Annotated in this window: 22 protein-coding genes and 1 pseudogene; 15 read left to right on the forward strand and 8 right to left on the reverse strand. The window is 45.9% G+C overall.

The features are described 5' to 3' along the window. Positions 1 to 372: pseudogene (locus BLS58_RS12835) on the reverse strand (sensor histidine kinase); the annotation flags it as partial. Next, positions 369 to 1043 (reverse strand): response regulator transcription factor, encoded by a 675-nt coding sequence (locus BLS58_RS12840; RefSeq protein ID WP_090399199.1) that lies wholly within the window; start codon positions 1041 to 1043, stop codon positions 369 to 371. The gene BLS58_RS12840 and the pseudogene BLS58_RS12835, both read right to left, overlap by 4 nt. A gap of 142 nt (positions 1044 to 1185) precedes the next feature. On the opposite strand from BLS58_RS12840, the gene BLS58_RS12845 reads away from it, so the two are divergent. From BLS58_RS12845 to BLS58_RS12885, 9 genes are all read left to right on the forward strand, one after another. Further along, positions 1186 to 2274, forward strand: coding sequence for an ABC transporter permease (locus BLS58_RS12845; RefSeq protein WP_090399200.1), 1089 nt, complete (start codon positions 1186 to 1188; stop codon positions 2272 to 2274). Continuing rightward, positions 2271 to 2981, forward strand: coding sequence for an ABC transporter ATP-binding protein (locus BLS58_RS12850; protein WP_090399201.1), 711 nt, complete (start codon positions 2271 to 2273; stop codon positions 2979 to 2981). The genes BLS58_RS12845 and BLS58_RS12850 overlap by 4 nt, the downstream gene beginning before the upstream one ends. A 58-nt stretch (positions 2982 to 3039) precedes the next feature. Beyond that, complete coding sequence (locus tag BLS58_RS12855; RefSeq protein ID WP_090399202.1) at positions 3040 to 3396, forward strand: DUF1516 family protein; 357 nt, start codon at positions 3040 to 3042, stop codon at positions 3394 to 3396. A gap of 171 nt (positions 3397 to 3567) precedes the next feature. After that, the gene (locus BLS58_RS12860; RefSeq protein ID WP_090399203.1) at positions 3568 to 4146 is read left to right on the forward strand and encodes a TetR/AcrR family transcriptional regulator; all 579 of its coding nucleotides are present in this window, start codon (positions 3568 to 3570) and stop codon (positions 4144 to 4146) included. 59 nt (positions 4147 to 4205) lie between these two features. Continuing rightward, positions 4206 to 4553: a DMT family transporter gene (locus BLS58_RS12865; protein ID WP_090399204.1), complete on the forward strand. Its 348-nt coding sequence runs from the start codon at positions 4206 to 4208 to the stop codon at positions 4551 to 4553. A 3-nt stretch (positions 4554 to 4556) separates the two neighbouring features. Next, positions 4557 to 4871 carry a DMT family transporter gene (locus BLS58_RS12870; RefSeq protein ID WP_090399205.1) on the forward strand — a complete coding sequence of 105 codons (315 nt, stop codon included), beginning with the start codon at positions 4557 to 4559 and terminating at the stop codon, positions 4869 to 4871. 165 nt (positions 4872 to 5036) lie between these two features. Next, the gene (gene aguA / locus BLS58_RS12875; RefSeq protein ID WP_245723175.1) at positions 5037 to 6137 is read left to right on the forward strand and encodes an agmatine deiminase; all 1101 of its coding nucleotides are present in this window, start codon (positions 5037 to 5039) and stop codon (positions 6135 to 6137) included. Between the two features lie 148 nt (positions 6138 to 6285). Next, positions 6286 to 7572 (forward strand): flavin monoamine oxidase family protein, encoded by a 1287-nt coding sequence (locus BLS58_RS12880; protein ID WP_176764744.1) that lies wholly within the window; start codon positions 6286 to 6288, stop codon positions 7570 to 7572. Positions 7573 to 7797: 225 nt separating this feature from the next. Next, positions 7798 to 8460, forward strand: coding sequence for an adenine nucleotide alpha hydrolase family protein (locus BLS58_RS12885; RefSeq protein WP_090399208.1), 663 nt, complete (start codon positions 7798 to 7800; stop codon positions 8458 to 8460). Positions 8461 to 8550: 90 nt separating this feature from the next. On the opposite strand, the gene BLS58_RS12890 is transcribed toward BLS58_RS12885, so the two are convergent. Further along, positions 8551 to 9981 (reverse strand): CopD family protein, encoded by a 1431-nt coding sequence (locus tag BLS58_RS12890; RefSeq protein WP_090399209.1) that lies wholly within the window; start codon positions 9979 to 9981, stop codon positions 8551 to 8553. 6 nt (positions 9982 to 9987) lie between these two features. Continuing rightward, positions 9988 to 10572, reverse strand: coding sequence for a copper resistance CopC family protein (locus BLS58_RS12895; RefSeq protein WP_090399210.1), 585 nt, complete (start codon positions 10570 to 10572; stop codon positions 9988 to 9990). A 226-nt stretch (positions 10573 to 10798) separates the two neighbouring features. Here BLS58_RS12895 and BLS58_RS12900 point away from each other — a divergent pair, with 226 nt between their 5' ends. Then, complete coding sequence (locus BLS58_RS12900; protein WP_281241013.1) at positions 10799 to 11365, forward strand: DeoR family transcriptional regulator; 567 nt, start codon at positions 10799 to 10801, stop codon at positions 11363 to 11365. Between the two features lie 143 nt (positions 11366 to 11508). Continuing rightward, entirely contained in the window at positions 11509 to 11637 is a 129-nt protein-coding gene (locus BLS58_RS18190; RefSeq protein ID WP_281241011.1) for a hypothetical protein, read from the forward strand. A gap of 32 nt (positions 11638 to 11669) precedes the next feature. Here BLS58_RS18190 and BLS58_RS12905 read toward each other — a convergent pair whose 3' ends face one another. Beyond that, entirely contained in the window at positions 11670 to 11948 is a 279-nt protein-coding gene (locus BLS58_RS12905) for a hypothetical protein (protein ID WP_090399212.1), read from the reverse strand. A 351-nt stretch (positions 11949 to 12299) separates the two neighbouring features. On the opposite strand from BLS58_RS12905, the gene BLS58_RS12910 reads away from it, so the two are divergent. After that, on the forward strand, positions 12300 to 17756 hold the full coding sequence (locus BLS58_RS12910; protein ID WP_090399213.1) for a S8 family serine peptidase: 5457 nt from the start codon (positions 12300 to 12302) through the stop codon (positions 17754 to 17756). 66 nt (positions 17757 to 17822) lie between these two features. Here the strand turns inward: BLS58_RS12910 and BLS58_RS12915 are convergent, their stop codons facing one another. Continuing rightward, a complete protein-coding gene (locus BLS58_RS12915; protein ID WP_176764747.1) occupies positions 17823 to 18734 on the reverse strand; it encodes a DUF4349 domain-containing protein in 912 nt (303 codons plus the stop codon). Positions 18735 to 18890: 156 nt separating this feature from the next. Here BLS58_RS12915 and BLS58_RS12920 point away from each other — a divergent pair, with 156 nt between their 5' ends. Both BLS58_RS12920 and BLS58_RS12925 read left to right on the forward strand, forming a co-directional pair. Then, positions 18891 to 19469, forward strand: coding sequence for a DUF421 domain-containing protein (locus BLS58_RS12920; protein ID WP_090399215.1), 579 nt, complete (start codon positions 18891 to 18893; stop codon positions 19467 to 19469). Between the two features lie 112 nt (positions 19470 to 19581). Beyond that, positions 19582 to 20190 (forward strand): class I SAM-dependent methyltransferase, encoded by a 609-nt coding sequence (locus BLS58_RS12925; RefSeq protein ID WP_090399216.1) that lies wholly within the window; start codon positions 19582 to 19584, stop codon positions 20188 to 20190. A gap of 188 nt (positions 20191 to 20378) precedes the next feature. Here the strand turns inward: BLS58_RS12925 and BLS58_RS12930 are convergent, their stop codons facing one another. Together BLS58_RS12930 and BLS58_RS12935 are read right to left on the reverse strand one after the other, a co-directional pair. Beyond that, positions 20379 to 21614 carry an MFS transporter gene (locus BLS58_RS12930; protein WP_090399217.1) on the reverse strand — a complete coding sequence of 412 codons (1236 nt, stop codon included), beginning with the start codon at positions 21612 to 21614 and terminating at the stop codon, positions 20379 to 20381. A 138-nt stretch (positions 21615 to 21752) separates the two neighbouring features. Continuing rightward, a complete protein-coding gene (locus tag BLS58_RS12935) occupies positions 21753 to 22715 on the reverse strand; it encodes a siderophore ABC transporter substrate-binding protein (RefSeq protein ID WP_090399218.1) in 963 nt (320 codons plus the stop codon). A gap of 293 nt (positions 22716 to 23008) precedes the next feature. On the opposite strand from BLS58_RS12935, the gene BLS58_RS12940 reads away from it, so the two are divergent. Further along, positions 23009 to 23209 (forward strand): hypothetical protein, encoded by a 201-nt coding sequence (locus BLS58_RS12940; protein WP_090399219.1) that lies wholly within the window; start codon positions 23009 to 23011, stop codon positions 23207 to 23209. Positions 23210 to 23255 lie beyond the last annotated feature (46 nt).

Consider the following 23255-nt stretch of genomic DNA (forward strand, 5'->3'; position numbering starts at 1 on the left):
AGTGACAAACAAACCGGCGGATTGCTCGAACACGCCATGATATTGTCCGCCTGCCAGAACATGTTCGATCTCTTCGTCAGGCAAATCATCATCGCGAAAAGGACTCCCATATTGACTTGTGTTCCCATCTTCATGATACAGGACCAGTTGATAACCTAAATGACCCACGTGTGAAAAGTAATCTCCGTCAGCACCTCCCTCTTCATTTTCTGCGTATTGTTGAATCTCTTCTGCCATGTCCATAATCGCCGCATCGTTGGCAGGCTTTAAGTATAATTGGTAGTAACCATTGCTCATAAAAAAAGCGAGCAGGCTGCTAACAATCATGACCGTGAACGTTGTGAGAACAATGCGGACATAAAAACTTTTCAATCTTGTACCTCCATCTTGTACCCAACACCACGTATGGTACGGATGGAAAAAGCATCCGTTTCTTTAGAAAATCGTTTTCGCAACCGTTTAACATGAACATCAATGGTGCGATCATCCCCGACAAAATCATTTCCCCAGATGATTTCAATCAGCATTTCACGCGTAAACGTCTGATTCGGAAAACTTGCCAGTTGGGCCAACAAATCAAACTCTTTCATGGGAAGCATCATGGTTTTCCCGTTACATTCAACTTCGTAACTTTTCCGGTTAATCGTCACTTCACCGATGGTGATGATTTCTTGGTGAATATACTGAAACCGGCGCAACAATGCTTTGATTCGAAAAATCAACTCTTTCCGCTCGAACGGTTTAGTGACATAATCGTCCGTTCCCGCCGCAAAGCCTTTCGCTTTATCTTCAAGTTCGCCTTTCGCCGTTAACATCAAAACCGGAATATCATAATCATCACGTATCTCTTTACATAACGCAAAGCCATCAACCTTCGGCATCATGATATCGACGATGGCCAAATGAATCCTTTCTCTCTCCAAAACCTTCAAGGCAACCTCGCCGTCTTCCGCTTGGTAAACACGATACCCTTCATTTTGCAGATCGTCGCTGACAAATTCACGAAGGTGCGCGTCATCATCCGCGAGCAATAATGAAATCATAAGAACCGCCTCCTTGTCCTATTCATTATCTCGCAAAAGACTCACTTTAACAAAAAGAACGATCTTCAATGTTCCGTTTATTTTTGTTCATGTTGCGTTCATATACCCGCTTTATAGTGATGATAACAAAGGAGGTTGTCATATGTTTTTAGCGATCAGAGAATTGCTCTACTCCAAACTACGATATATTATGGTCGCGCTGATTATTTTCCTGCTTTCGTTCCTGGTGCTCTTCGTCTCGGGACTTGCACAAGGACTCGCTTACGACAATGCTTCATCCATTATAAACATGGATGAAACAGCCGAGTATTTTGTCATGGATGATGAGGCGGAAATGCAACTCACACGGTCATTGGTCGATGATGAGGATCAACAAACGGTTCACGACGAGGTCGACCAATCTGAGATATTAGGCGTCCACCAGGGCACGATTGAAGACGATGAAGAATCGCAAGCCGATGTTGCCAAATTCTATCTTGATGATGATTCAGCGTTATTTCCGGAGGTAACAGAAGGCGAAAAACCGTCTGAACAAAGAGAAGTTCTCGCCGATGAGTCCCTTCAAGAAGAAGGATACCATGTAGGTGATGAATTTTTGGAAGATACGACAGAAGAGATCTTTACCATTACAGGTTTTACAAGCAACCAGAAATATAGCCACACGCCTGTGATCTATGTTACGGAGGAAGATTGGCTGGAATTGAGCGGTGGGGATGAACTGCTGGCGAGTGCTCTTGTCCTTCCGGACATCGGGGAAGAAACGGTAAGCACACTAAACAGCCAATTGACGGATGCGGAAGTCGTGACCATTCAGGACTCTCTTTCCGGCATCCCCGGTTATAGTGAGGAACAGATGTCACTATGGATGATGATCGTCTTTCTATTCATTATTTCAGCGTTCGTCCTTGCTGCTTTCTTTTATGTCATCACGATTCAAAAACTAACACAGTTTGGTATTCTAAAGGCGATTGGCACGAAGGTCAGTGAACTGGCGAATACGATTCTTGTTCAAGTCGGCATTATCTCAGTCGTCAGTGTCACGATAGGTATAGGCGCCACTTTTCTTGCTGCAGCCTTACTGCCGCCTGACATGCCTTTTATGCTACCTTTGAATTTAGTCGCAACTTTGACAGGCTTATTTATCGTCGTCGCCATTCTCGGTTCACTGCTTTCCTTGTATAAAGTGAAAAAAGTCGACGCCCTTGAGGCGATTGGAGGTATGGAAGCATGACAACGAAACTAGTGCTGGAAAATATAGGTGTAGAATTTGGGGAAGGGGAAGGAAAAACCACTGTGCTTGATGATGTGAATGTATCTGTAAATGCAGGGGAATTCGTTGCCATCACCGGTCCGTCCGGTTCAGGAAAAAGCACACTCCTTTCGGTGGCAGGTGCACTACTGACACCGTCCAGAGGAAAGTTGCTACTCGACGGCCAGGTCCTTTCCCAATTAAATCCAAAAGAAAGCACGACGATGCGGTTGCATCAGATTGGGTTCATTTTTCAATCCGCCCATTTAATTCCTTATCTGCGCGTGAAGGACCAATTGCTTTATATTGCCAAAATCGCAAAGATCCCGAAACAAAAAGCGAAAAAACGTACCGATGATCTGTTAAATATGCTTGGACTCAACCATCGGAAAAACCATTATCCCGTTAACTTATCAGGTGGAGAACGACAGCGTGTCGCCATCGCGCGGGCTTGGATGAATGATCCGGAATTGTTGCTCGCTGATGAACCAACGGCTAGCTTGGATGCTGCCAGAGGTCGGGAAGTGGTTGAAACATTGGCGTTGCAAGTGAAACAACAACAAAAAGCAGCCGTTATGGTCACGCATGATACTCGCTTATTCGATGTATGTGACCGCGTGATCACTCTCTCAGACGGAGAAGTCACTGATATTGAAAAGGTACAGCTAAAGGATCCAGTACACTCGTAAATAAAGCATGCGTAATGAAGGGCGTTATTTTACTATCTCGCCAAAGGGGGTGAACTCGATGTCTGAAAGCTTATATAACATCTTTCTCGCATCCCATCAAGGTGCTTGGGCTTTTCTCATTATCCTTTTTCTTGTCGCCTTTCCCCTTTACAAAGCGCATAAGATGACAAGCGCGAAAATCGTGTCTATGATCCTGCGTTTGTTCTATCTCATTATGATCATTTCAGGGTCAGGACTTTTATACACGTATGGATTTCCGCCACACTACTTGGTTAAGGGCATGATTGCTTTATTAATGATTGGATTTATGGAAATGGCGTTAGGAAAGGCGAAACGAGGAAAAGGTGGAATGGTCGGTTTTATTCTTGCATTCATCTCAGCATTACTCGTTGTCATAATGGGGTTTGCAGGATAAAAAACCATTATTAAAACGATTAGTGAAGGAGAGCGCTCATCCTGTTTTCAAGGATGGCGCTTGCGTTTTACTGACCCGTCTTTCGTTTTTCTTTTCTTATATGGTTTGACAAATGACCAATCCTTCTTTATGATAGTGAATGGCTGTCAGTCATTTGTTGGAGGTTGGAAGATGGATAAAAAAGAGAAAATCGTTCATGCTGCCATTGATGTCTTCCGTGAAAAGGGCGTTGAAAAAACTAAAGTGTCCGATATTGTACAGATTGCAGGTATTGCTCAAGGAACCTTTTATCTGTACTTTCCTTCGAAGTTATCGGTCATGCCGAACATTGCCGAAGTGATGGTAGGCAAAATGATGGAGGACATCAACCATCATGTACAGGAAGGTTCCCCGTTTCAGGTTCAATTGGAACAAATTATCGATGTCGTTTACAACTTGACTAAAGAGTACCCTGATGTGTTTGCTCTTATTTATGCAGGGCTGACCCAAACTGAGCATTTAAAAGAATGGGAGGCGATCTATGCTCCGTTCTATAAGTGGATGAGCGAGTTTTTAAGTCTAGCTAAAGATTCGGAAATCATTCGTGATTCCCTGCATACAGAGCGGACAGCAAAAATGATCATCGGCTTAATTGAGTCAACAGCCGAACAGGTGTATTTGTATGACAATAAGCAAGAAAAAGAAACAATTCGTCTGCAAAAACAAGAGTTGGTATCGTTTATCAGCTATGCATTAGGGGTAAAACGTTAAACGTTGGCCTCATTTAACAAAAAATGACTGATAATCAGTCATGAAGAGGTGAGTAGAGAATGAATAAAGCTTGGATGTACGTTTTTTTAACATGTTTATTTGAACTATTTTGGGTGTTTGGCTTTAATGTCGCAACAACTTGGTGGCATTGGGGGATCGTTGTGATTATTATTCTCATTGACTTTTACTTTCTGTCCAAGGCCTGTGAATACTTGCCAACTGGAACGGTCTACGCCATATTTGCTGCCGCAGGGACCGTCGGAACAGCTTTAATGGATGTATTTATCTTTGGAGGTGCATTCAGCATCATGAAAGGCGTCTTTATGGGCATTCTAATTACGGGTGTTGTAAGTCTAAAACTAGCTGATAATAAAGGTGAAGAGCAAGACACGAAAGGAGTTGCTTAAATCATGGGGTGGTTACTTGTAACGTTAGCAGCAGCCTCTGAGATCATAGGTATCATGGGATTAAAGATGTTTAGTCAAAATAAAACTCTACGAAATATGATCATTTTTGTAGGGGGGTTTGGAATTGCTTTTGGACTCCTATATACCTCTTTTAACTTCTTGCAATTGAGTATAGCCTACGCCGTTTGGCTCGGAACCGGAACAGCCGGTGGCGTATTGGTGAATATGATGTTCTTCGGTGAATACAAGAACATGAGCCGTATCATTAGTCTCGTTATCATTATCTTTGGTGTAGTAGGATTAAAAGCTGTGTCATAATCGTGCAGCGTGCATAAATGTTAGGACCAGCTATCTGTTCTTAGCGCCAGGAATACGATGAATATGCGTATGTTTTCAATATATGGAGGAATGCTGATATACCGAAGGACCGTTTGTTCATATGTTACATGTTTGATTACAAATTTCATGGAGGAATATACAATGATTAAAACGTATCACCATACACCTAAATCAGATGGGTATCGGATGCCTGGTGAATTTGAACCTCATGAAGGCACTTGGCTTCTCTGGCCAGTCCGTCCGGATACATGGCATTCCGGTGCTAAACCGGCTCAACGAGTGTTTTCAAATGTTGCGGAGGCGATTGCAAAGTTTGAGCCAGTGACGGTTTGTGTGCCGGCTAATCAATACAAGCACGCACGCACCGTTTTATCACCGGAGATTCGGGTGATTGAAATGGCTTCAAACGATGCCTGGATGCGAGATATTGGGCCGATCTTTGTAACGAATGAGGCCGGGCATTTGCGTGGTGTCGACTTCCACTTCAATGCCTGGGGTGGCCTCAAAGGAGGGCTGTACTTCCCTTGGGACCAGGATATGCTTGTTAAACGAAAGGTGTTAGATATTGAACGGGTGCCACGATATGACGCCACGGATTTGACCCTTGAAGGTGGCGCCATCGCTGTTGATGGAGAAGGAACGGTGATCACAACGAAAGAATGTCTCTTAAACGCCAACCGGAACCCTGATTGGACTCAGGGTCAGATCGAAGAGCGACTACAGGAAACGTTAAATATTAAGAAAGTGATCTGGTTGGATCAAGGCATGGTAGGGGATGAAACCGACGGCCATATTGATGAAGTCCTTTGCTACATCCGTCCAGGCGAGGTAGCCATGAGCTGGACAGATGATGAAGATCATCCACAATATCCGGTTTTAAAACAATGCAAGGAGCAATTGCAACAAGCAACTGATGCTGCTGGAAGAGCGTTAACGATTCATGAGGTTTCCATCCCGGAGCAACCCGTTTTACAACAGGAAGAAAGTCAACAACTTGACCAGACCGAGGGGAGTTATGAGCGTAAAACAGGTGAACCATGCGTCGCCACTTACGTTAATGGTTATTTATGCAACGGTGCTGTCATTATACCGGCCTTTGATGATCCAAAAGACCAAGAGGCAGTGAATGTATTCCAACGCTTATTCCCGGACAGAGTCATTGTGCCAGTACCATCGAGAGAACTATCCCTCGCTGGCGGAAACATTCACTGTATTACGCAACAGCAACCACGGACTCCTCAGTAAACGCAAAACAGCTGAAAGTTAATATGGCATTTTGCACGTCATGTAGTTTATAAAGTTCTGGATAAGCCCAAAGAGGAAACTTGTACGCATTTATGGCCAACGTTGAATAATGGAATGTTTTTCCAAAGTAAAATATAAAGGTGATCCCATGCAGCAAACAAAGGCACAAAACATGTACGATGTTGTTATTGTTGGAGCAGGTTTAGCAGGTATGGTTGCAGCTAAAATGCTCAACGAGAAAAATATAAACTATAAAGTTATAGAAGCAAGTCATCGATCAGGGGGGAAAGTCATTACGGCGGAACGTAAAGACCATTCACGTTTCTTTGAGCTCGGTGCTCAATTTGTAAATGAAGATATGACAGAAATAGTTTCTTTTATTGAAAGTGCAGGAATGGAACTCCAAGAAACGGATGTCAACGAAAAGTCGATGGATATAACCGCTCCAACAAGAAAAGCCTTAGGTAAATGTGTGACAGATGTTCAGCATGAAATGATAAAAGCGACTGGGGAGCAAGATGAACGATTATCTGACTTGTATGAACGGGTCATTACTGATGAAGAACTAAAAAAGGTGATTAGCAGTATCCATGCAGAACTCTTAAATATTGAGCCGTCACGATTAAGTGCGAAAGTATTAACGGATATGCATGAGCGTTATCCTTCGGAGAAAAGTGATCTTACCCATCAAGCATCAGGCCCGTTAAGCCATTTGATTTCTTTTTTAGAAAAAAACTTAGATGGAAAGATTGTTTACAATGAGCCGTTAAGACAAGTCAACGAAACAAAGGAAGGGTACACACTGATAACTGACAATGATCAATACAGGGCCAATGCTGTTATTATGGCTCTCCCACCTGCTGTTGCAAGTCATTTTTCTTATAGCTCGAACTTAGAGCAGTATTATCGACAAGCATTAAACAGTTATACAGATGGCGCCATTATTAAAACGACTTGGGTATTCCAAAATGCTTTTTGGCATTACTATGCCATTGATGGAGAGACTAAACATGTGGGAGGCATTGTCTTTACAGATCCTCAAGGCATCACGGTTGCCGATTCATCAAAAATCGGTGACGCTGAGGTTCGCTTGACAATGTTTATAGGGGCAGGCTTAGCAAGAAATTTAGCGAAGGAAGATGAAATACAAAGAAAAGAAATAGCCACTGAACTGTTGGAAAAAGTGTTTGGTGAACAAGCCAGAACGTACGTGGATATGGAACAAAGCGTATGGGTTGATCACCCATACTGTGGAGGAGGGTACGGTGCCAGTGTGCATTACAGAGGAGTGGACACTGCTGCTGATGTCTTGAGAGAGCCGTACAATCTTTTCGTATTTGCAAGTAGTGAACTTGCTGAGAGCTTTCCCAGCTTTATGGAAGGCGCTGTTCGTTCAGGTCAATATGCTGCAAAGCAAATCTTAAAAAGAATATAATCAACATTGAGATGGCATTTTGCAGAAGATTTATGACGTTTTCATCCCGGAGCAACCCGTTTTACCACAGGAAGAAAGTCAACAACTTCAATTCTTGCCGTTTATAAAGCTCTGGATGACTCTCATCAAAGGACTTGTGGGCATTGGATAATATCTATGAGGAAGTTTTATCGGTATGGATCAAAGGGTAAACTTTAAATATTGAATAAAAAAGGAGGAATAGATATGCCCCCGCTTCAAACGAATGAGCGTATTCTCGTATGCGTCAATTATGGCCACCATGGGGCACGGTTAATTAAACGTGGCGTAAACCTCGCCCAACAATTACATTGTCCCCTTTTTGTTCTTGTTTTTGATGCCTTGCCAGAAGAGGAATATAAACATGACAAAGAAATAGATATGTCCATTTTCCAGGAACTTGCAGATGATTATGATGCTGAGCTCTTTATTGAAAAAAGCGATGCTCACGATATTACAAAGGTGATTAAAAAGACAGCTATCAATGTTAATGCTACACAAATCATGATCGGGCAAAGAATTGAGAGGATTTGGACCCACCTGATCGGAGGATCGGTCATCGATATCCTTCTCCAAGACGTTTCCGATGCCGATGTACATGTCGTTCCCAAATCCCGAGCGGATGAACCTGAGGACTGGCAGTCCGATCGTGGCGTGAAAGGTTATCTCCATCAACAAACCGACGGGGCTTACCAGCTTCATTTTAACGCTAGTCAAGAATCTGATTATGAAGGTATCTTTTTCAAACAATTACACACAGACTTTAACAGCGGAATATTTTCTTTTTATCACGACAATAAGGTTTTTGAAGTTCGTGTCACAAAAGGAGTAGTAACATCGCTGGTCGATATTGATGAAGATGACCATTAAATAGGTCCAGATGGCGGAATGAAAAGGAAGATAGAAAACTGGTATCTTCCTCTTAATCCAGCACATTCTATTTCTTTTTATACAACTGAATCATTGTTCATCAACTTCTACTTCGTGCACAGGCATGCGGTGCATCCCTCTGGCGGTGACATGCGGTTGGACATAATAGGTTGAGGCTTCCTGGAATTGGTATTCGACTTCGTATATGCCGTCTCCGACGTGCACGCCATCGATCATCGCACCTTGTTCATCCTCGTCATGCCAAACTTCAAAAATGACATAGTCGGCATCTTCGACTGGATCGCCTTCCTGGGTGACTTCAGCCTCCAACGTCCATTCGTCACCGACCGTTGCCTCTGTATCATTCATTACCTCAACTTCGATAGGTTCGGTGTCCATATCTTCCGGCGTACCTTCACCTGTTGTTTCCACATCCGCACCCGACATAAGGGTTGCGTGCCCCGTGAACACAAATAAGGCAATATAGATCGGAGCGAGCCAAAAAGGGCGCCTTGTCCCAACGCTATAAATGAAAAAGACAAGAATGGTTATCGCTGCACCGGCCATCAGAATGGCGGGAGTGTTCGCGCTCCAGGTGACGGTTTCACTTGAAAGCAAGTCCGTCGCGATCGCTTGGCTCGCAAATCCTGACACTTCCGTGAACTCCAATGTTTGCGCAACTTCATGGGGTGGTTCCTGTTCAGCCATAATGGACGTGACCAAAAAAACGACGACGAGGACCATACTTTCCATTTGCAAAGAGAAGCGAGGCTTGCGCTTGTTGCCATATTTTAAGGGGTCGTTTAGTCGTTTTTTCATGATAAATCCATGGGCGAATCCATAAAACACAAGCGGTATGAATAGCAAATGCTTTAGCGATTGCCATTGACCATAGGGAAGGAGCCAGCTGTTTGTGTACTCCGGTGTAATTAACGTAACCATTCCAATGCCGCTCACGAAAAGAAGCAGTACCATAGTGAGCGCAAATGGCGTGAACCATTGAAAAAAGCGGAGCCAGCGGTCTTCCCCGATCGAGAAAAAGCTGGCAATGAACAGGACCCCCGACCAGGATAACGCTGACGTCATATGGATGACATTAAATATATAGCCTTGATCGGACATGGAGGCGGCATGAGAGCTCCAGCCCGTGGCCAAAATCATTCCGAAGACGGGTAGCAGGAGAAGGAATCGTCCCTTCTCCCGTCCTTTTACCGTGAAGCGTGCCACGAATACAATGATGAGAAAACATACAAACGCGACGAACCCTTGTCCAATCGTAAATTCGAACAGACTGGAAGCAAGTACAGCGATAAAGGGTTCATCTGACAAATTGGCTGTTTGTTCCGCGATCAGGGCGATCGGAATAAAGCTGGCAACGATCATCACGATGGCAAGGGCCGACAGGAGAAACTTCGGAATACGTAGTTTCGGTCGCTGCTCGTTGGGTACGGCCTCGAGAATGTGAATGCCGGTAAAAAGTGCCAGTGTAATGAACAATACCGTATTCGCAATGATGACCATGGGTTTTTATGCGGCCTTTCTGCCACGGATGATAAAGAAGATGACAGCTCCGACAATAATCACGCCGATCGCACCGATCATCAAGCCTCCTGCGCCGCCATCATCGCCACCTTCAGCTGCACCGCCAGCACTTTCTTCTTCTTCAGCGGCTTCATCTGTTGATTCTTCTTCAACCGCTCCTGCTTCTTCAGCACCGTTTTCTTCTTCCGCAGCCTCTTCTTCCTCAACGGCTTCATCGGCATCTACGCTAAAAGTGAATTCCTCTTCAGTCGTATGTCCGTCCTCCGCGAGCACTGTCATTTCCACTGTATAATCTCCCGATGTTAGCGTTTCATCAAGGGTAGCAATATAATCGTCTCCCTCAATGGCTTCATCCGCGAGTTCAAGCTCGTTCCCTTCTTCATCGGTCACCATTGCCGTTGTTGCTGATTCAATGCCTGAATCGAAGAAAACCTTGATTGTCTCAACTGTATCTTCAACTGTTGCACCATCCTCTGGGTCTGAATCCTCAAGATGAGCGTGTGCGAAAGTCGTGGATACAAATACCAAGGACAAAAGAACCGTAGCTATGAATGTGATAAAATGTTTCATTTTTCCCCTCCCAATTTTTTCTTACCATGGCTTGGCTAACAGAATATGTTGATATGTGTTAAAAACAGGAAGTCAGTCGATCATCCCCCCCTTTTCCATTAAGACAAGTCTAACACATGGGTATGTTAAAAAATCACATCATATAACATTTTCACACAATATTCATCTTGTTTGATGGTCAATAAATGCTTACACTAGGGAATAGAAAGGGAGTGCTTAATAAATGATGCCTTTGCAAAGAAAAGAAGCCATTATGGAGTGGTTGAACAAAGAAAAAACATTAAGAATTGCAACCCTTAGTTATAGGCTCGGTGTTTCGGAAATGACCGTTTACCGTGATATCAAACCGCTTATGGAAAAAAGAGATATCATTCGCATCACCGGGGGCATAGTACTTCGAGAGAGTGAACCAACGCCCGGCCATTGTGTCTACTGCATGAAGAAAAATAATAGTATCCATCAGGCACAAATGTTATATGATGATCAAAAGATCGAATATTTTTGCTGCCCCCATTGTGCGCTGCTGCATTATCACAATCAAGGTGAAGAAAAAGCTGATCAATTTATTTGTCAAGATTTTTTAAAAGGGACAACGATCAGTGGAAAAAATGCTTTTTATCTTCTGGGAGCGGACGAGATATTAGGGTGCTGTTCTCCACAGGTTCTAGCCTTTGAAAAAAAGGAGCACGCGATGAAATTTTCAGAAGGATTTGGAGGAAATGTTTTCTCGTTCCAAGCAGCTGTTCGTGAAATACACAGACAGATGAGTGGTTTTTGTGGATGCTCGGAATAATGAAAATCGCCAGCCAAAAACAAATGAATTTTGTGTGAAGTTGTTATTTAAAGTGATAATCTAACATTCCTATATGTTATGGTTAAATCAGAAAATCTACTTAATACAAGGGAGACGCGAAAGTGCGTAAGAGGTTATCTGTTATGAAAATGACAACGCTTGGCAGCGGCCTTTTAATTTTACTTGCCGCTTGCGGGAAAGAGGAAGATCAAGCCGAAGGGAATCCCGGCTCTACGGAACCTATCGAGGTAGACGTTACAATCCCTGAATAGGATACGATTGCTTAGCAACAGTAAACAACTTTTCACTTAACATCGTGCCATTCATTGGCACGATTTTTTACTTCGGACACGACACATTTGTGTAGAAGTTCGGTGAAAGTGTCCGAATTGGGTTGTGTCTGTTGCCATTGCATAGCTGGCCCGCCACCAAGAAGAGAGACGATTTTTACGGACAATTTTTGCCGATCGCGCCATCTTTTGTCCGAATGAATGCTCGATTCGGACAATTTTTGCTGGTCTCCAGTAGATTTGTCCGAATGGACGTCTTGCGAACCGTTTAGAAGGTTGTTCGAGGTCATCATTTGGTTGTTTTGCTCCGGGCCGGGACAGGTAAAATCCCGAGTCGTATGAGCTTGACTTGATTATCAGAATTTAACTTTAAGAGAACAAACTTATGCCTAATAAGAAAACCTTAGTCTTAGCTCGCAGATCTTAAATAGAGTTTATAATTCTAATGAACTAAACGAAAGGTTTGCATAAATGCAATAATTTCCTATTTTTATAAATAATGAAATAATGTAATATATATGTAACATTCCAGATTCATGCAGCAGTGATAATCTGAAGAGATATTGGGGGTGAAACTCGTTTGCAGTCGTCGCTTTTGCTAGATAGAGATATACATACAGGCATAAGAAGGGGACCCTGAATTTTTGAAAGAGGAGGGGAAACCCATCGGTAAGAAAAAAGTGTACAAACAACAGATGGCCGTAGCCATGTGTGCCGCGTTGGTGTTTTCGCCGTATTCAAGCAGTATTATCGAGGCGAATCAAGCGTCTGCCCAGGATTCGCCGGAAGTATCCTCGATGCAGGAAGAAACGGCGGAAACCGCTGAAGAGAAGGTTGATAATGACGTCGTGTCCGCCTTTGAAGATGATGAATATGTAGACGTACTGATCGAAATGTCCGAACAAGTCGATACCGCAGAAGCGGCTGAACAGGGCGTGCAGTCGATGGCAGATTCAGAATCAGCCTACCAGCAAAAGATGGCCGCGCGTTACGGGGTCTTTAATGAGCTGAGAAGTACAGCTGAACAGACCCAGGCCGCGACATTGGATGTCCTGGAAGCTGCCCAGGATGAAGGGGACGTGCAAGACTTCCAAAGCTATTACATTATGAATGTCGTTTATGCGGAAGTCAATGAGGAAGTGCTCGAGGAACTGGCCTATCGTCCGGAAATCGAGCGTATCAAGATCGATGAATTCATTGAGCGCGAGTTACCGGACCCATCCGATGTGACGATTGATGCGGAAGAAGGTGCGGAATGGAACATTGATCGCGTCAATGCGCCGGATGTCTGGGAAGAACTTGGCATTGAAGGGGACGGTGTTACCGTCGGCGTCATTGATAGCGGCGCTCATTGGGAGCACGAAGCATTGCAGGAACAATGGCGCGGATTTGATCCAGATGATCCTGACAACCCAGATCCGTATGGCAACTGGTTTGATGCTGTCGATGGCGAGGATATGCCTTATGATCTGGACATCCAGCCCCACGGCACCCATGTATTAGGGACCCTCGTGGGTCAGGACCCAGATGAAGAGAACCTCATTGGTGTCGCTCCGGAAGCAGAGTGGATTGCCGCGCGTGCATTTACGATTCTCGGCGGTTCGGAATCGGACTTGCTCGCCTCAGGTGAGTACATGTTGGCACCTGAAGATGATCCGAGCCTGGCGCCGGATATCGTAAACAACTCATGGGGAGGCGCACCTGGTGTCGATGAATGGTATCGGCCGATGGTTGAAGCGTGGCGCGATGCTGGACAAGTCCCGGTCTTCTCCGCGGGCAATGAAGGCCCCGGTGAAGAAACGGTGACACCACCGGCCAACTATCCGGAGAGTTATACTGTTGCTGCAGTGGACGATGAAGATCAAGTCGCTGATTTCTCCAGTCGTGGCCCTTCGCAATACGACGATGATCTAAAGCCGAATGTTTCCGCCCCGGGCGAGAATATTCGCTCAGCGGTTCCGGGCGGTTATGAGGACACCTGGAGCGGTACTTCGATGGCGGCACCGCATGTGGCCGGAACAGCAGCCTTACTGTTATCGACGGACCTCGGCTTGTCGGTGGATGATGTGGAGGATATTATGAACGACACGGCTGAGCCATTAACCGATGATGAGCATACGGACGTGCCGAATGATGCTTATGGACTCGGTATGGTCGATGCCTATGAAGCGGTGGCTTCCATTGCCGGAGATATGGGTGAAGTGGAAGGTGAGGTGTTGCAGGAAGGCACGGACACTGACTCGCCCGCGATTGACCATGAACCGATTGAAGAAGTGTTCGCCGGTGATGAAGTGTCGATAACAGCCACCATTGAAGATGACGTGTCTGTTGTTGATGCAGATTTGTGGATCACGAATGAGGACTTCGATCACTATGTCGTGGCTCCAATGGAGCTGGTATCCGGGGATCATGAAGAAGGTGAATATGAAGGGGCTGTGCCTCCGGAATATGTAGAAGATCCCAGTTTTGACTATTTTATTCAAGCGACAGATTACGGCGGCAATATTACGCAAACGGATGAGTACACCGTTGATGTAGAGTTTGGGGTAGTTCCGAATGAATATGAAGAGGATTTCAGTTCCGAACCCATTGGCTGGACGTTTGCTGGAGACTGGGAATGGGGCGGGCCTGAAGTCGGGCCGGACCCTGTTATCGGAGACCATCTCGTTGGTACGAATTTGGAAGGAAGCTATGGAGATGATGAAAATACGCTCATGTTCCCTCCTCTTGACTTACGCGATGCAGGTGATGAAGCATCCCTGCGCATGAATCATTGGCACGATTTCGAGCAAGGGGATATCGGTGAGGTCCTGATCAGTTCTGACTATGGTGAGAACTGGGCGTCTGTTCAGGAAGTAACTGGAACAACGGATGAGTGGGAATCCCTTTATGTTGATGTAGAGGATTATACCAATGAAGATACGCCTATTCTTGTTTCTTTTGCCTTGGATGGAGAGGGTAATCAGGCTGATGGTTGGTATGTAGATAATGTTCATCTCGTAGGAGAAGATGATGTCGCTCCGGCAGACCCGGAAAATCTTGAGGCAGAGACATCCGTAGCAGGTGTGCACTTGTCGTGGGATGCGCCTGAAGATGAAGATCTTGATCTTGCGGGCTACGATGTTTATCGTTCACAAACAGAAGGTGGCGATTATGAGCATATCGATAGCACTGAATCACCCGGCTATCAGGATATGGATGTTGAAGTTGATGAAGAATACTTCTACGTTGTATCCGCTTACGATTACAGTGGTAATGAAAGTGATGTGTCCAATGAAGTGTCTGTGATTGCTCCCGAAGTGGATGCCATTTATTACAGTGATTTTGATGCTGACGATGGTGGATTCACCGTAGGCGGCGACCCGGATGGATCATTTGCATGGGGCGAACCGACGTCAGGTCCCAATGAAGCCTTCGTTGGTACGAATCTATGGGCAACTGACCTTGCCGAGGACTTTAGCGCCAATGAACAAACTTATATCGAAAGTCCGGAACTTGACTTAACAGATGTCTCCGATGCCGAGTTGCATTATGCCCTCTGGTACGAGTTAAATACTGACTGGTCTTACGGGTATGTGGAAGTCACCACGGATGGCGGAGATACTTGGGAAGAAATTGCAGAGTACACGGGGGATGAGGATCCGCAATGGAATGAAGAAGAATTGTCATTGAGCGAATACACAGGCGAAACGATTCAAGTTCGCTTTTTCCTCGATGGCTCTGCTGTACCTCGTGCCGGATTGTATGTAGATGATGTCCTGGTTGTGGGTACGTCGGATGACGTTGAGCATTCGGTCACAAATGATCCGGTCGAAATCCCCAAAGATGAGATTGAGCGAGACGCTGATCTTGAACAAGAGCTGGAAGAAGAGCGAACAACGGATATTGACATGTCCACTCTTCAAGCAGAGGAGAGTTACGAGTATGAAACAGTCGAAGCAGCAGATGTGGTGGCAGAAGATACAGGATTGCCGGTAGACGGAACTGTGACGGTCTTGGAAACGGACCGTACGACGAATACCGATCCGGTCACCGGTGAATATAACCTCATGCATCCGGCCAGTGAAGACGGAGAAACATTCACACTGGAAGCAGATGCTTATGGGTTTTATCCGGAAACCCAGGAAGTGACGATTGAAGAAGACGAAACGAGCGAAGCCAACTTTATGTTGGAGGAAATGCCGAGCGGTGAGATCGAAGGTACCGTTGTCAACGAGCGCAACGATGAACCGATCGAAGATGCCTCGGTCCGCGTGATGGAAGATCCGCAATTGGATGAAGCTATCAGCGATGAAAACGGTGAATTCCTCCTTGAAGATGTATTGGAAGGCGAGTACACCCTGATGGTGTCAGCGCCGGAATATCACGGTCAAGAAGTCACCGAAGTTGAGGTTGAAGGCGACGAGGTGACTGATCTCACCATTGAACTGAGTCCGTTCATCGGCTATGAAGATGAAATTGCTTATGACACGGGAGACCCTGAAAATGCTGTCGTTCTCAATGAAGCCGGAGATGGAATGGCCGTGCAATTCACACCGGAAGATACGGCCGTTGTGAATGGTGTCAATATGTATATCTGGGATGAAGAATTCCCGGTACCGGGTGGGGATGTCACCGCCATCGCAGTGTATGATACCGATGAAGATGGGAACCCGACCGAGCAGGTGGTTGAGCCATTTGAAGTGGAAGTGGAACGTGACGGATGGAACTATATCGATCTCTCTGATCACGGTTTCGTCACGGACGACGACTTCTACATCACGACGGTTCAACCGTATACAGGTGATGAATCCCCGGCTGTTGGCACCGATGAATCCCAGGATGAGAATGCCGAGCGCTCTTACTTGTATGTCGATGGTTCTTTCCAGCAAGAAACAGGCTATGGGAACTTCATGATGCGCGCCGATGTTTCCTATGCGTTGGAAGAACCGGTCATTGAAGAACCGGAAGATGAAACCCATACCAGTGAAGATTCCATTGAAGTCTCCGGTACGATCAATGCCGACAGTGAGATTATTTTGTACAACAATGATGAAGAAGTTGCACGTACGGAAGCCGAAGATGAAGCATTTGACGCAGAAGTTCCGCTCTCGGATGGCGAGAATGTCATTGAAGCGAGAGCCGAGGTGGAAGACGGCCTATCCGATCCGTCTGCACCGGTCACGGTGATCCAGGACACGGATACTCCCGACTTGACGATTGAAGCGCCGGAAGATGGCACCTATACCAATCGTGACGCGATTACGGTTGAAGGTGATGCGCAAGATGAACATCTCGATCAGGTGACGGTCAATGGCGAAGAAGCAGGCGTCGATGAAGATGGCACTTTCAGTCACCGGATGTTGGTGGATGAAGGCGAGAACGAGATTATCGTTGAAGCCGAAGACTTGGCCGGCAACAGCACGGTTGAGACAATCACTGTCCATGCGCAATTCGAAGCAGCGGACATAGAAAGCGTTCTGCCGGATGAAGATGTCTACCTGAATGCTGGAGAATCGGTGGCCATCGAGTTTGAAAGTGATCCGGGCTTGGACGCGACATTCACCGTCCACATGCCGCTTACGAATGCAACGGATAATGTGATTAAATTGCCGATGACGGAAGAGGACGACGGTCACTATGTTGGCCATTGGACCGCAATTTCAGGCCTGGTTGCTGAAGGTGCGGTGATCGAAGTGAACGCCTCCGACGAGTACGGCAATGAAGCAAGCGCGTATGCGGAGGGAGAATTGTATATCAACACTGAAGACGACCCGGAAGACCCAGGTGATCCTGGAGAACCCGGTGAGCCTACAGCCCAGTTTGAATCTCCGGAAATTGCCGCCTTAGGTCAAGCGGTTCCCTTTGATGCTTCCCAATCCGAAGCGGATGGCGAAATCGTTGAATATGCCTGGAACTTTGGCGACGGTCAAACGGCTGAAGGAGAACAGGTTGAGCACGAATTTGTCAGGCCCGGTAATCGAGAGGTTACACTTACCATTACCGACGAGCATGGCGACACAGATACGATGTCAGAACGGGTGCATGTACGACCGGGGAACGCGATGCCGGGACCCCCGGGAATGCCGGGTCCCCCAGGCCTGGGGATAGGAGGATCTTAACGGTCAAGCAGTAAAGCTAAAGCCATCCATCGGTGAAGATGGGTGGCTTTAATTTTATCATCCAACTTAATTCATTTGCCTTCGTTTCCTTCTCCAAATGATCGTCAGTGTTACCGCTATAGCTAATAAAGGCACTAACACAGGAGATAAGCCGGTGGCGAATATGACTAAACCGGAGAAAAACGACATCAGAACATTGATCGTATCCGTGAATAGGCTGGTGGCTTGCCCCCACGTATTCAGAGAGTCTTGATCCTGCAGCGTTGAGGCAGCCACTTCCTGGACTTGAATGTCCACGGTAGCGTACGCGACGTGATCCTCCAAATAATTCATACGTCCTTCAATCTGCTCGATTTCTTCCTGGGTGGAGGCTAAGTCATCAGAAATATCGAGGAGATCTTCCGTGGTTTCGGCTTCTTCCATAAAAGTAAGCAAACGTTCCTCTACAGCTTCCTGCGTTCGGAGGCGTGATTCCAAATCCACATATTCCTCGGTCACATCATCGCCGTAAGTGCTACGTTCCAGCACGTCGGTCCCGATGGAGGCCACTTCATCTAAAAATACGGTAAAGTTCTCTTGCGGAATCCGTACGGAAAAAGCTCCGCTCCGATCATCAGAATTGCGGTCATGGACGGTCGATTCCACGACATAACCATCCATATCATCAACGTGATCCTCAATTTGACGCTGGGCTTCCTCAAATTGCTCAACTTCAATCGAGATATCGCCATTGTAAATGATCATTTGTTCCGACACATCTACTTCTGTCACATCATCCGTTGCGGCATCGGTCTCTTCTTCACTCGCGGCCTCATCATCCGCGACATCCTCCGCCACATCGTCAGCATCATATGTCTCTACCCCGACCTCTTCGTCTCTTTCCTCCGTCTGCCCTCTGTCAGCTGATTCATCGTCATTGCAGCCCGCGACTATAACAATGACGACAAAAACAAGTAGGTAAAAATTCCGCCAAGCCACACGAATTCCCCCTTATTTTCTAAATGAGTCGTTAGAAGGGAGATGAAGTTACATACTTTTTGAGGTATGTTTATGCAGTCAGTGTTTTCGATGAATGGTATAACCCATCGATATCTAAGCAAAACTAGGGGGGATGAATGGTTATGGGAGGAAATTATGGAAACGGCATGGCAATCGATCGTAATGGTCATTTCAGGGGTATTGCTGCTTCGAATCGCGGGACGCAAATCAATTTCACAAATGACAATGGCACAAACGGTTGTAATGATCTCCATCGGTTCAATCATTATCGAGCCCATTGTGGAAACGAGTGTCTGGGAAGCGATCATAGGAGCCGGCATTTTCATCATAGCGCTAATTACTATGGAATATGTGCAGATCAAATTTAATTTTCTTGAAAAATTAATCACTGGAAAATCAAAGGTAGTGATTGAAAATGGGGTTCCACATACCGAAAACTTAAAGAAACTACGTTACACCGTTGACCAACTTGAGATTCAGTTGCGACAACAAGGCATCACATCTTTTTCGGATGTCCAAAAGGCCACCTTGGAACCGAATGGGCAGTTGGGCTATGAACTTGTGCCGGATGCAAGACCTTTGACAGTGAAAGATTTCAAGCAGCTCTTGCAAATTGAGCAGAATCAGGATGCAAATCAGCAGGAGGCACACAATATTTTTGATGAGTTATCGGAAAAAGACAAGAAAGATCCGGATTCGGTAACATTTAAATAAGAATGGCAAGCCTTTCCCCTGGATTGAACATAATTGATTAAGCTTGCCACATCTTCTTCTTTTGGATATGGTTATTTAAAAGGCTGGTTTTGCAGGCAGGGGGAAGGGTATTATGAACAGATCAAAACTTATCCGCAAGTTTGATCGGCAGGCGCGGGTTTATGAAAAACAGCGGAATATGAATATGCTTGGAGACTGGCGGCATAAGTTATTACAGCGCGCCGACGGTGATGTTTTGGAACTGGCGGTTGGCGCCGGGGCGAATTTTTCGTACTATCCTCCGGATGTGAACGTGCTTGCTGTAGATTTCAGTCCCGGCATGCTTGACAAGGCTAAAGAGGCGACCGAGCAAAGCCGCCTTCGTCAAGTTACGTTCAAACAAGCCGACATTGAAACGCTTGATTTTCCTGATGATTCAATTGATACCATTGTTTCAACATTGTCCTTTTGCGGGTATGAGCAGCCTATGCAGATGTTGAATAAAGTCAATCGCTGGTGCAAGCCGTCAGGGCAGGTCTTGCTGCTGGAGCATGGCGCGAGTTTAAATCCGGCTCTTTCGTTTATACAAAAGTCTGTGGATCCACTGTCACACCGAATCGTCGGCTGTCATATGGATCGGGACATCCTCGGCCTTGTGGAAGCTTCAGATTTATATATGGATATGGCGGAGAGCCATTGGCGCGGTATTTTTCATTTAATTTGGGCAAGGCCAGGGGATTAAAACTAAGACGGATATTCCAGCGCCCCCCAAAACAGAAGGATGCCTAATTTGAGGTGCGCTGGCGAAGCCAGCGACCCCCAAAATGTGAAATTGGCTAAAATGGGGTGCGCTGGAGGTTCACCGCGCACCTTAAAATAGAAGGATGACGAAAATGGGGTGTGCTGGATGGTTCACACACCCGGTTTTTTTTATAGCTCCTCCCCATGAATCTCATTCAAACGCTGATCAGACGGGAGGAAAACCGTAAGAATCCCGAGTATTGGGAGCGCACCTATGAATAGCATCGTATAAGTTATGCCCATCCAATCGATCAATGCCCCAAGTCCAATCGAGCCGACGGCCCCCATTCCAAAGGCGAGACCGACAATAAGCCCTGAGGCCATGCCAATACTCCCCGGGAATAAATCCTGCGCATAAACGACCGTAACCGCAAAACTGGAAATGATAATAAAGCCGATCAATGCCAGTAGCGGATAAAGCAAAAACGACGGCGCATGCGGAAGTACCATCGTTAATGGTGCGGCACCGAGAAAAGACATGATGATTAAGTTTCGTTTCCCGAAGCGATCGGCAAGGGGACCTCCACAGAACGTACCTACAGCACCGGCAGCTAGAAAAACGAACAAATAAATTTGCGCTTCCTGAATGGTCATTCCATAATTTTCGATTAAATGAAAAGCGTAAAAGCTCGTGATCCCGGCTTGAAACCAGGAGCGGGCAAAGACGATAAAGACGAGCAAGACAATAGAAAAGAGCAGCAGCTTCTTGTACGCGGCCGGCGCTTTATTTTGCCTCTGACCCTGTTTTCTTTTTGCAGTCACGGGTTCTTGGTGGGCATACCAACGGGCAATATAGACCAATAAGCCAATGGCAACGGCAGCGACTAATGTGAACCAGAGGGCACCGCTTTGGCCGAGGGGAACGAGTACTAGTGCTGTGATAAGCGGTGCTAACGCTTGCCCGCCATTGCCACCAACCTGATAAATGGACTGAGCCAGGCCGCGACGGCCACCGGCAGCCATATTGGCCACCCTTGACCCTTCGGGATGAAACGTTGCCGAACCGATCCCGATAAAAATCACCGAGATCACCACGAAGCCGAAGGATGGGGCGAGCGCCAGGCCGAGCACGCCGAAAAAAGTAAAGCAGAGCCCGATCGGCAGCGCATAAGGGGACGGTCTTTGGTCGGTGTATCTCCCCACAATGGGCTGTATAAGGGAGGCGGTCAAATTCAGGGCAAAAGTAATGACCCCCAACTGTGTGAAGGTTAAGCCCATGGATGCCTCCAAAATCGGGAACATGGCCGGAACAATGGCCTGGATGGAATCATTCAGTAAGTGGACAAAACCAATGACGACGAGAATGCGATACATCGTTGGTTCCGGAAGCGTCGCAGGTTTTTGGGCCGCTGTATCTATGGCCATGAGTGCTCACCAACAAATTATGTAGTCATTCGATGATGGCACAATCACGGAAAAAGTACAATTATTTTGAATCGAAAGCAAATCCGAGAATGATTAAAAGGCTCCCCACTAAGCTTTTGAGGAGCCTTTAAGGCTGTTTTATGATTCTTCAAATCCCTCATCGATCTGGGCGATCATCTCTTTAACGGACTCTAAACCGCCATCGCTTAAATACCAGTAATCCCCATCCAGCTGAATGACATTATCGTTTTGAAGAGCGGAGGTGCGTTCAACGAGTTCGTTTCCGGTAACGAAGTCTAAGGAAGCTTCCTCTCCGATAGTGGCGCCGCGGTCCATGACAAACAAGTAATCCGGATCGGTTTCAGAAATGTATTCGAAGGAAACGTTTTGTCCGTGGTTAGCCGCATCGATGTCAGCATCGGCAGGTGTGACACCAAGTTCATCGTGGATGATACCAAAGCGTGAACCGGGGCCGTAAGCACTTGCGTCCCCTTCATCAGCTTGCAAAATCAGCCCCGTTTCCTCCGATTCGCTCGCGCGCTCATGGACATCATCGATCAACGCCTGAATATCATTTAAATGCGAATTCACTTCATCTTCCGCATCGAAAATCTCTCCAAGGGTTTGCATATTTTCCTCGAAAGTTTCCATGTAGTTTTCTTCATCTCTGCCTAGAAACACCGTTGGCGCAATTTCACTGAGTTCTTCGTAATGTTCGGAAGTGCGATCAGATATGAAAATGATCTCCGGCTGCATTTCATTAATGAGTTCAAAGTTCGGTTCAAATAGGCTGCCGATATCTTCATACTCATCACTTTCAAATTCGGAAAGGTAATCGGGAACATTATCCGCTTTTGGAATGCCGCTGATGTTCCCATCAAGTGCCCGAACGGAATCGGTCACGCCAAAATCAAAAGATACGACTGAATCCGGATCGACGGGCACGGTCGTTTCTCCCAATTCGTGTTCAACGGTGATTTCTTCGTTGCTTTCTGATGAATTGTTTTCATCCCCTGAAGCTTCATCCGTATCGCCTCCGCCGCAGGCGGCAAGTGCAGTCATCGATAAGCCGGTAAGTATTCCGAGAAAATGTTTTTGCATTATTGGATACGCCTCCCATAATTAATAATGATAATCTTTATCAATTAACTTCAAAGCTTATTATAAGCCTTGCTGGGCCCGTCGTCAATCATTAATGAGAACTTTTTTCAATTAGGTAATAACCGTATATTTGACAGTAAGAAGTAAATAATAAGCAATACTGATGATGAAAGGGAGAATCAATAAAGAAAATGATGAAAAAGGTAAAAGTATTTTTGATTGATGCCCTGTACTCCTGCTTTCTCCTGGAATACGAGCAACTTTTTGAAGATGAAAAACGTTGATCTGTGGCTATGACTACCGTTGGCGCCCTATTTTTGATGGTTCAGGAAGGGGCTCTTGGACTTTTCATTATACTCAGGTACATATTAGGCGTTGTTTTATACGGCGGTCTTTATTTTGGGCTCGTTGCCCTGATGACGCTTATCTATAATTTATTCGCAGGAAAATTCGGCGGCGTGGTCATGACTATTCGTGAAACTGATGAAATCTAGAAACTGGGCGAAGCACTCTTATCATTGAGGAGAGTGCTTTTCTTTT

Origin of the sequence: Natribacillus halophilus, from assembly GCF_900100185.1 — a bacterium.
In the GTDB taxonomy this organism is placed as follows: Bacteria; Bacillota; Bacilli; order Bacillales; family Marinococcaceae; genus Natribacillus; species Natribacillus halophilus.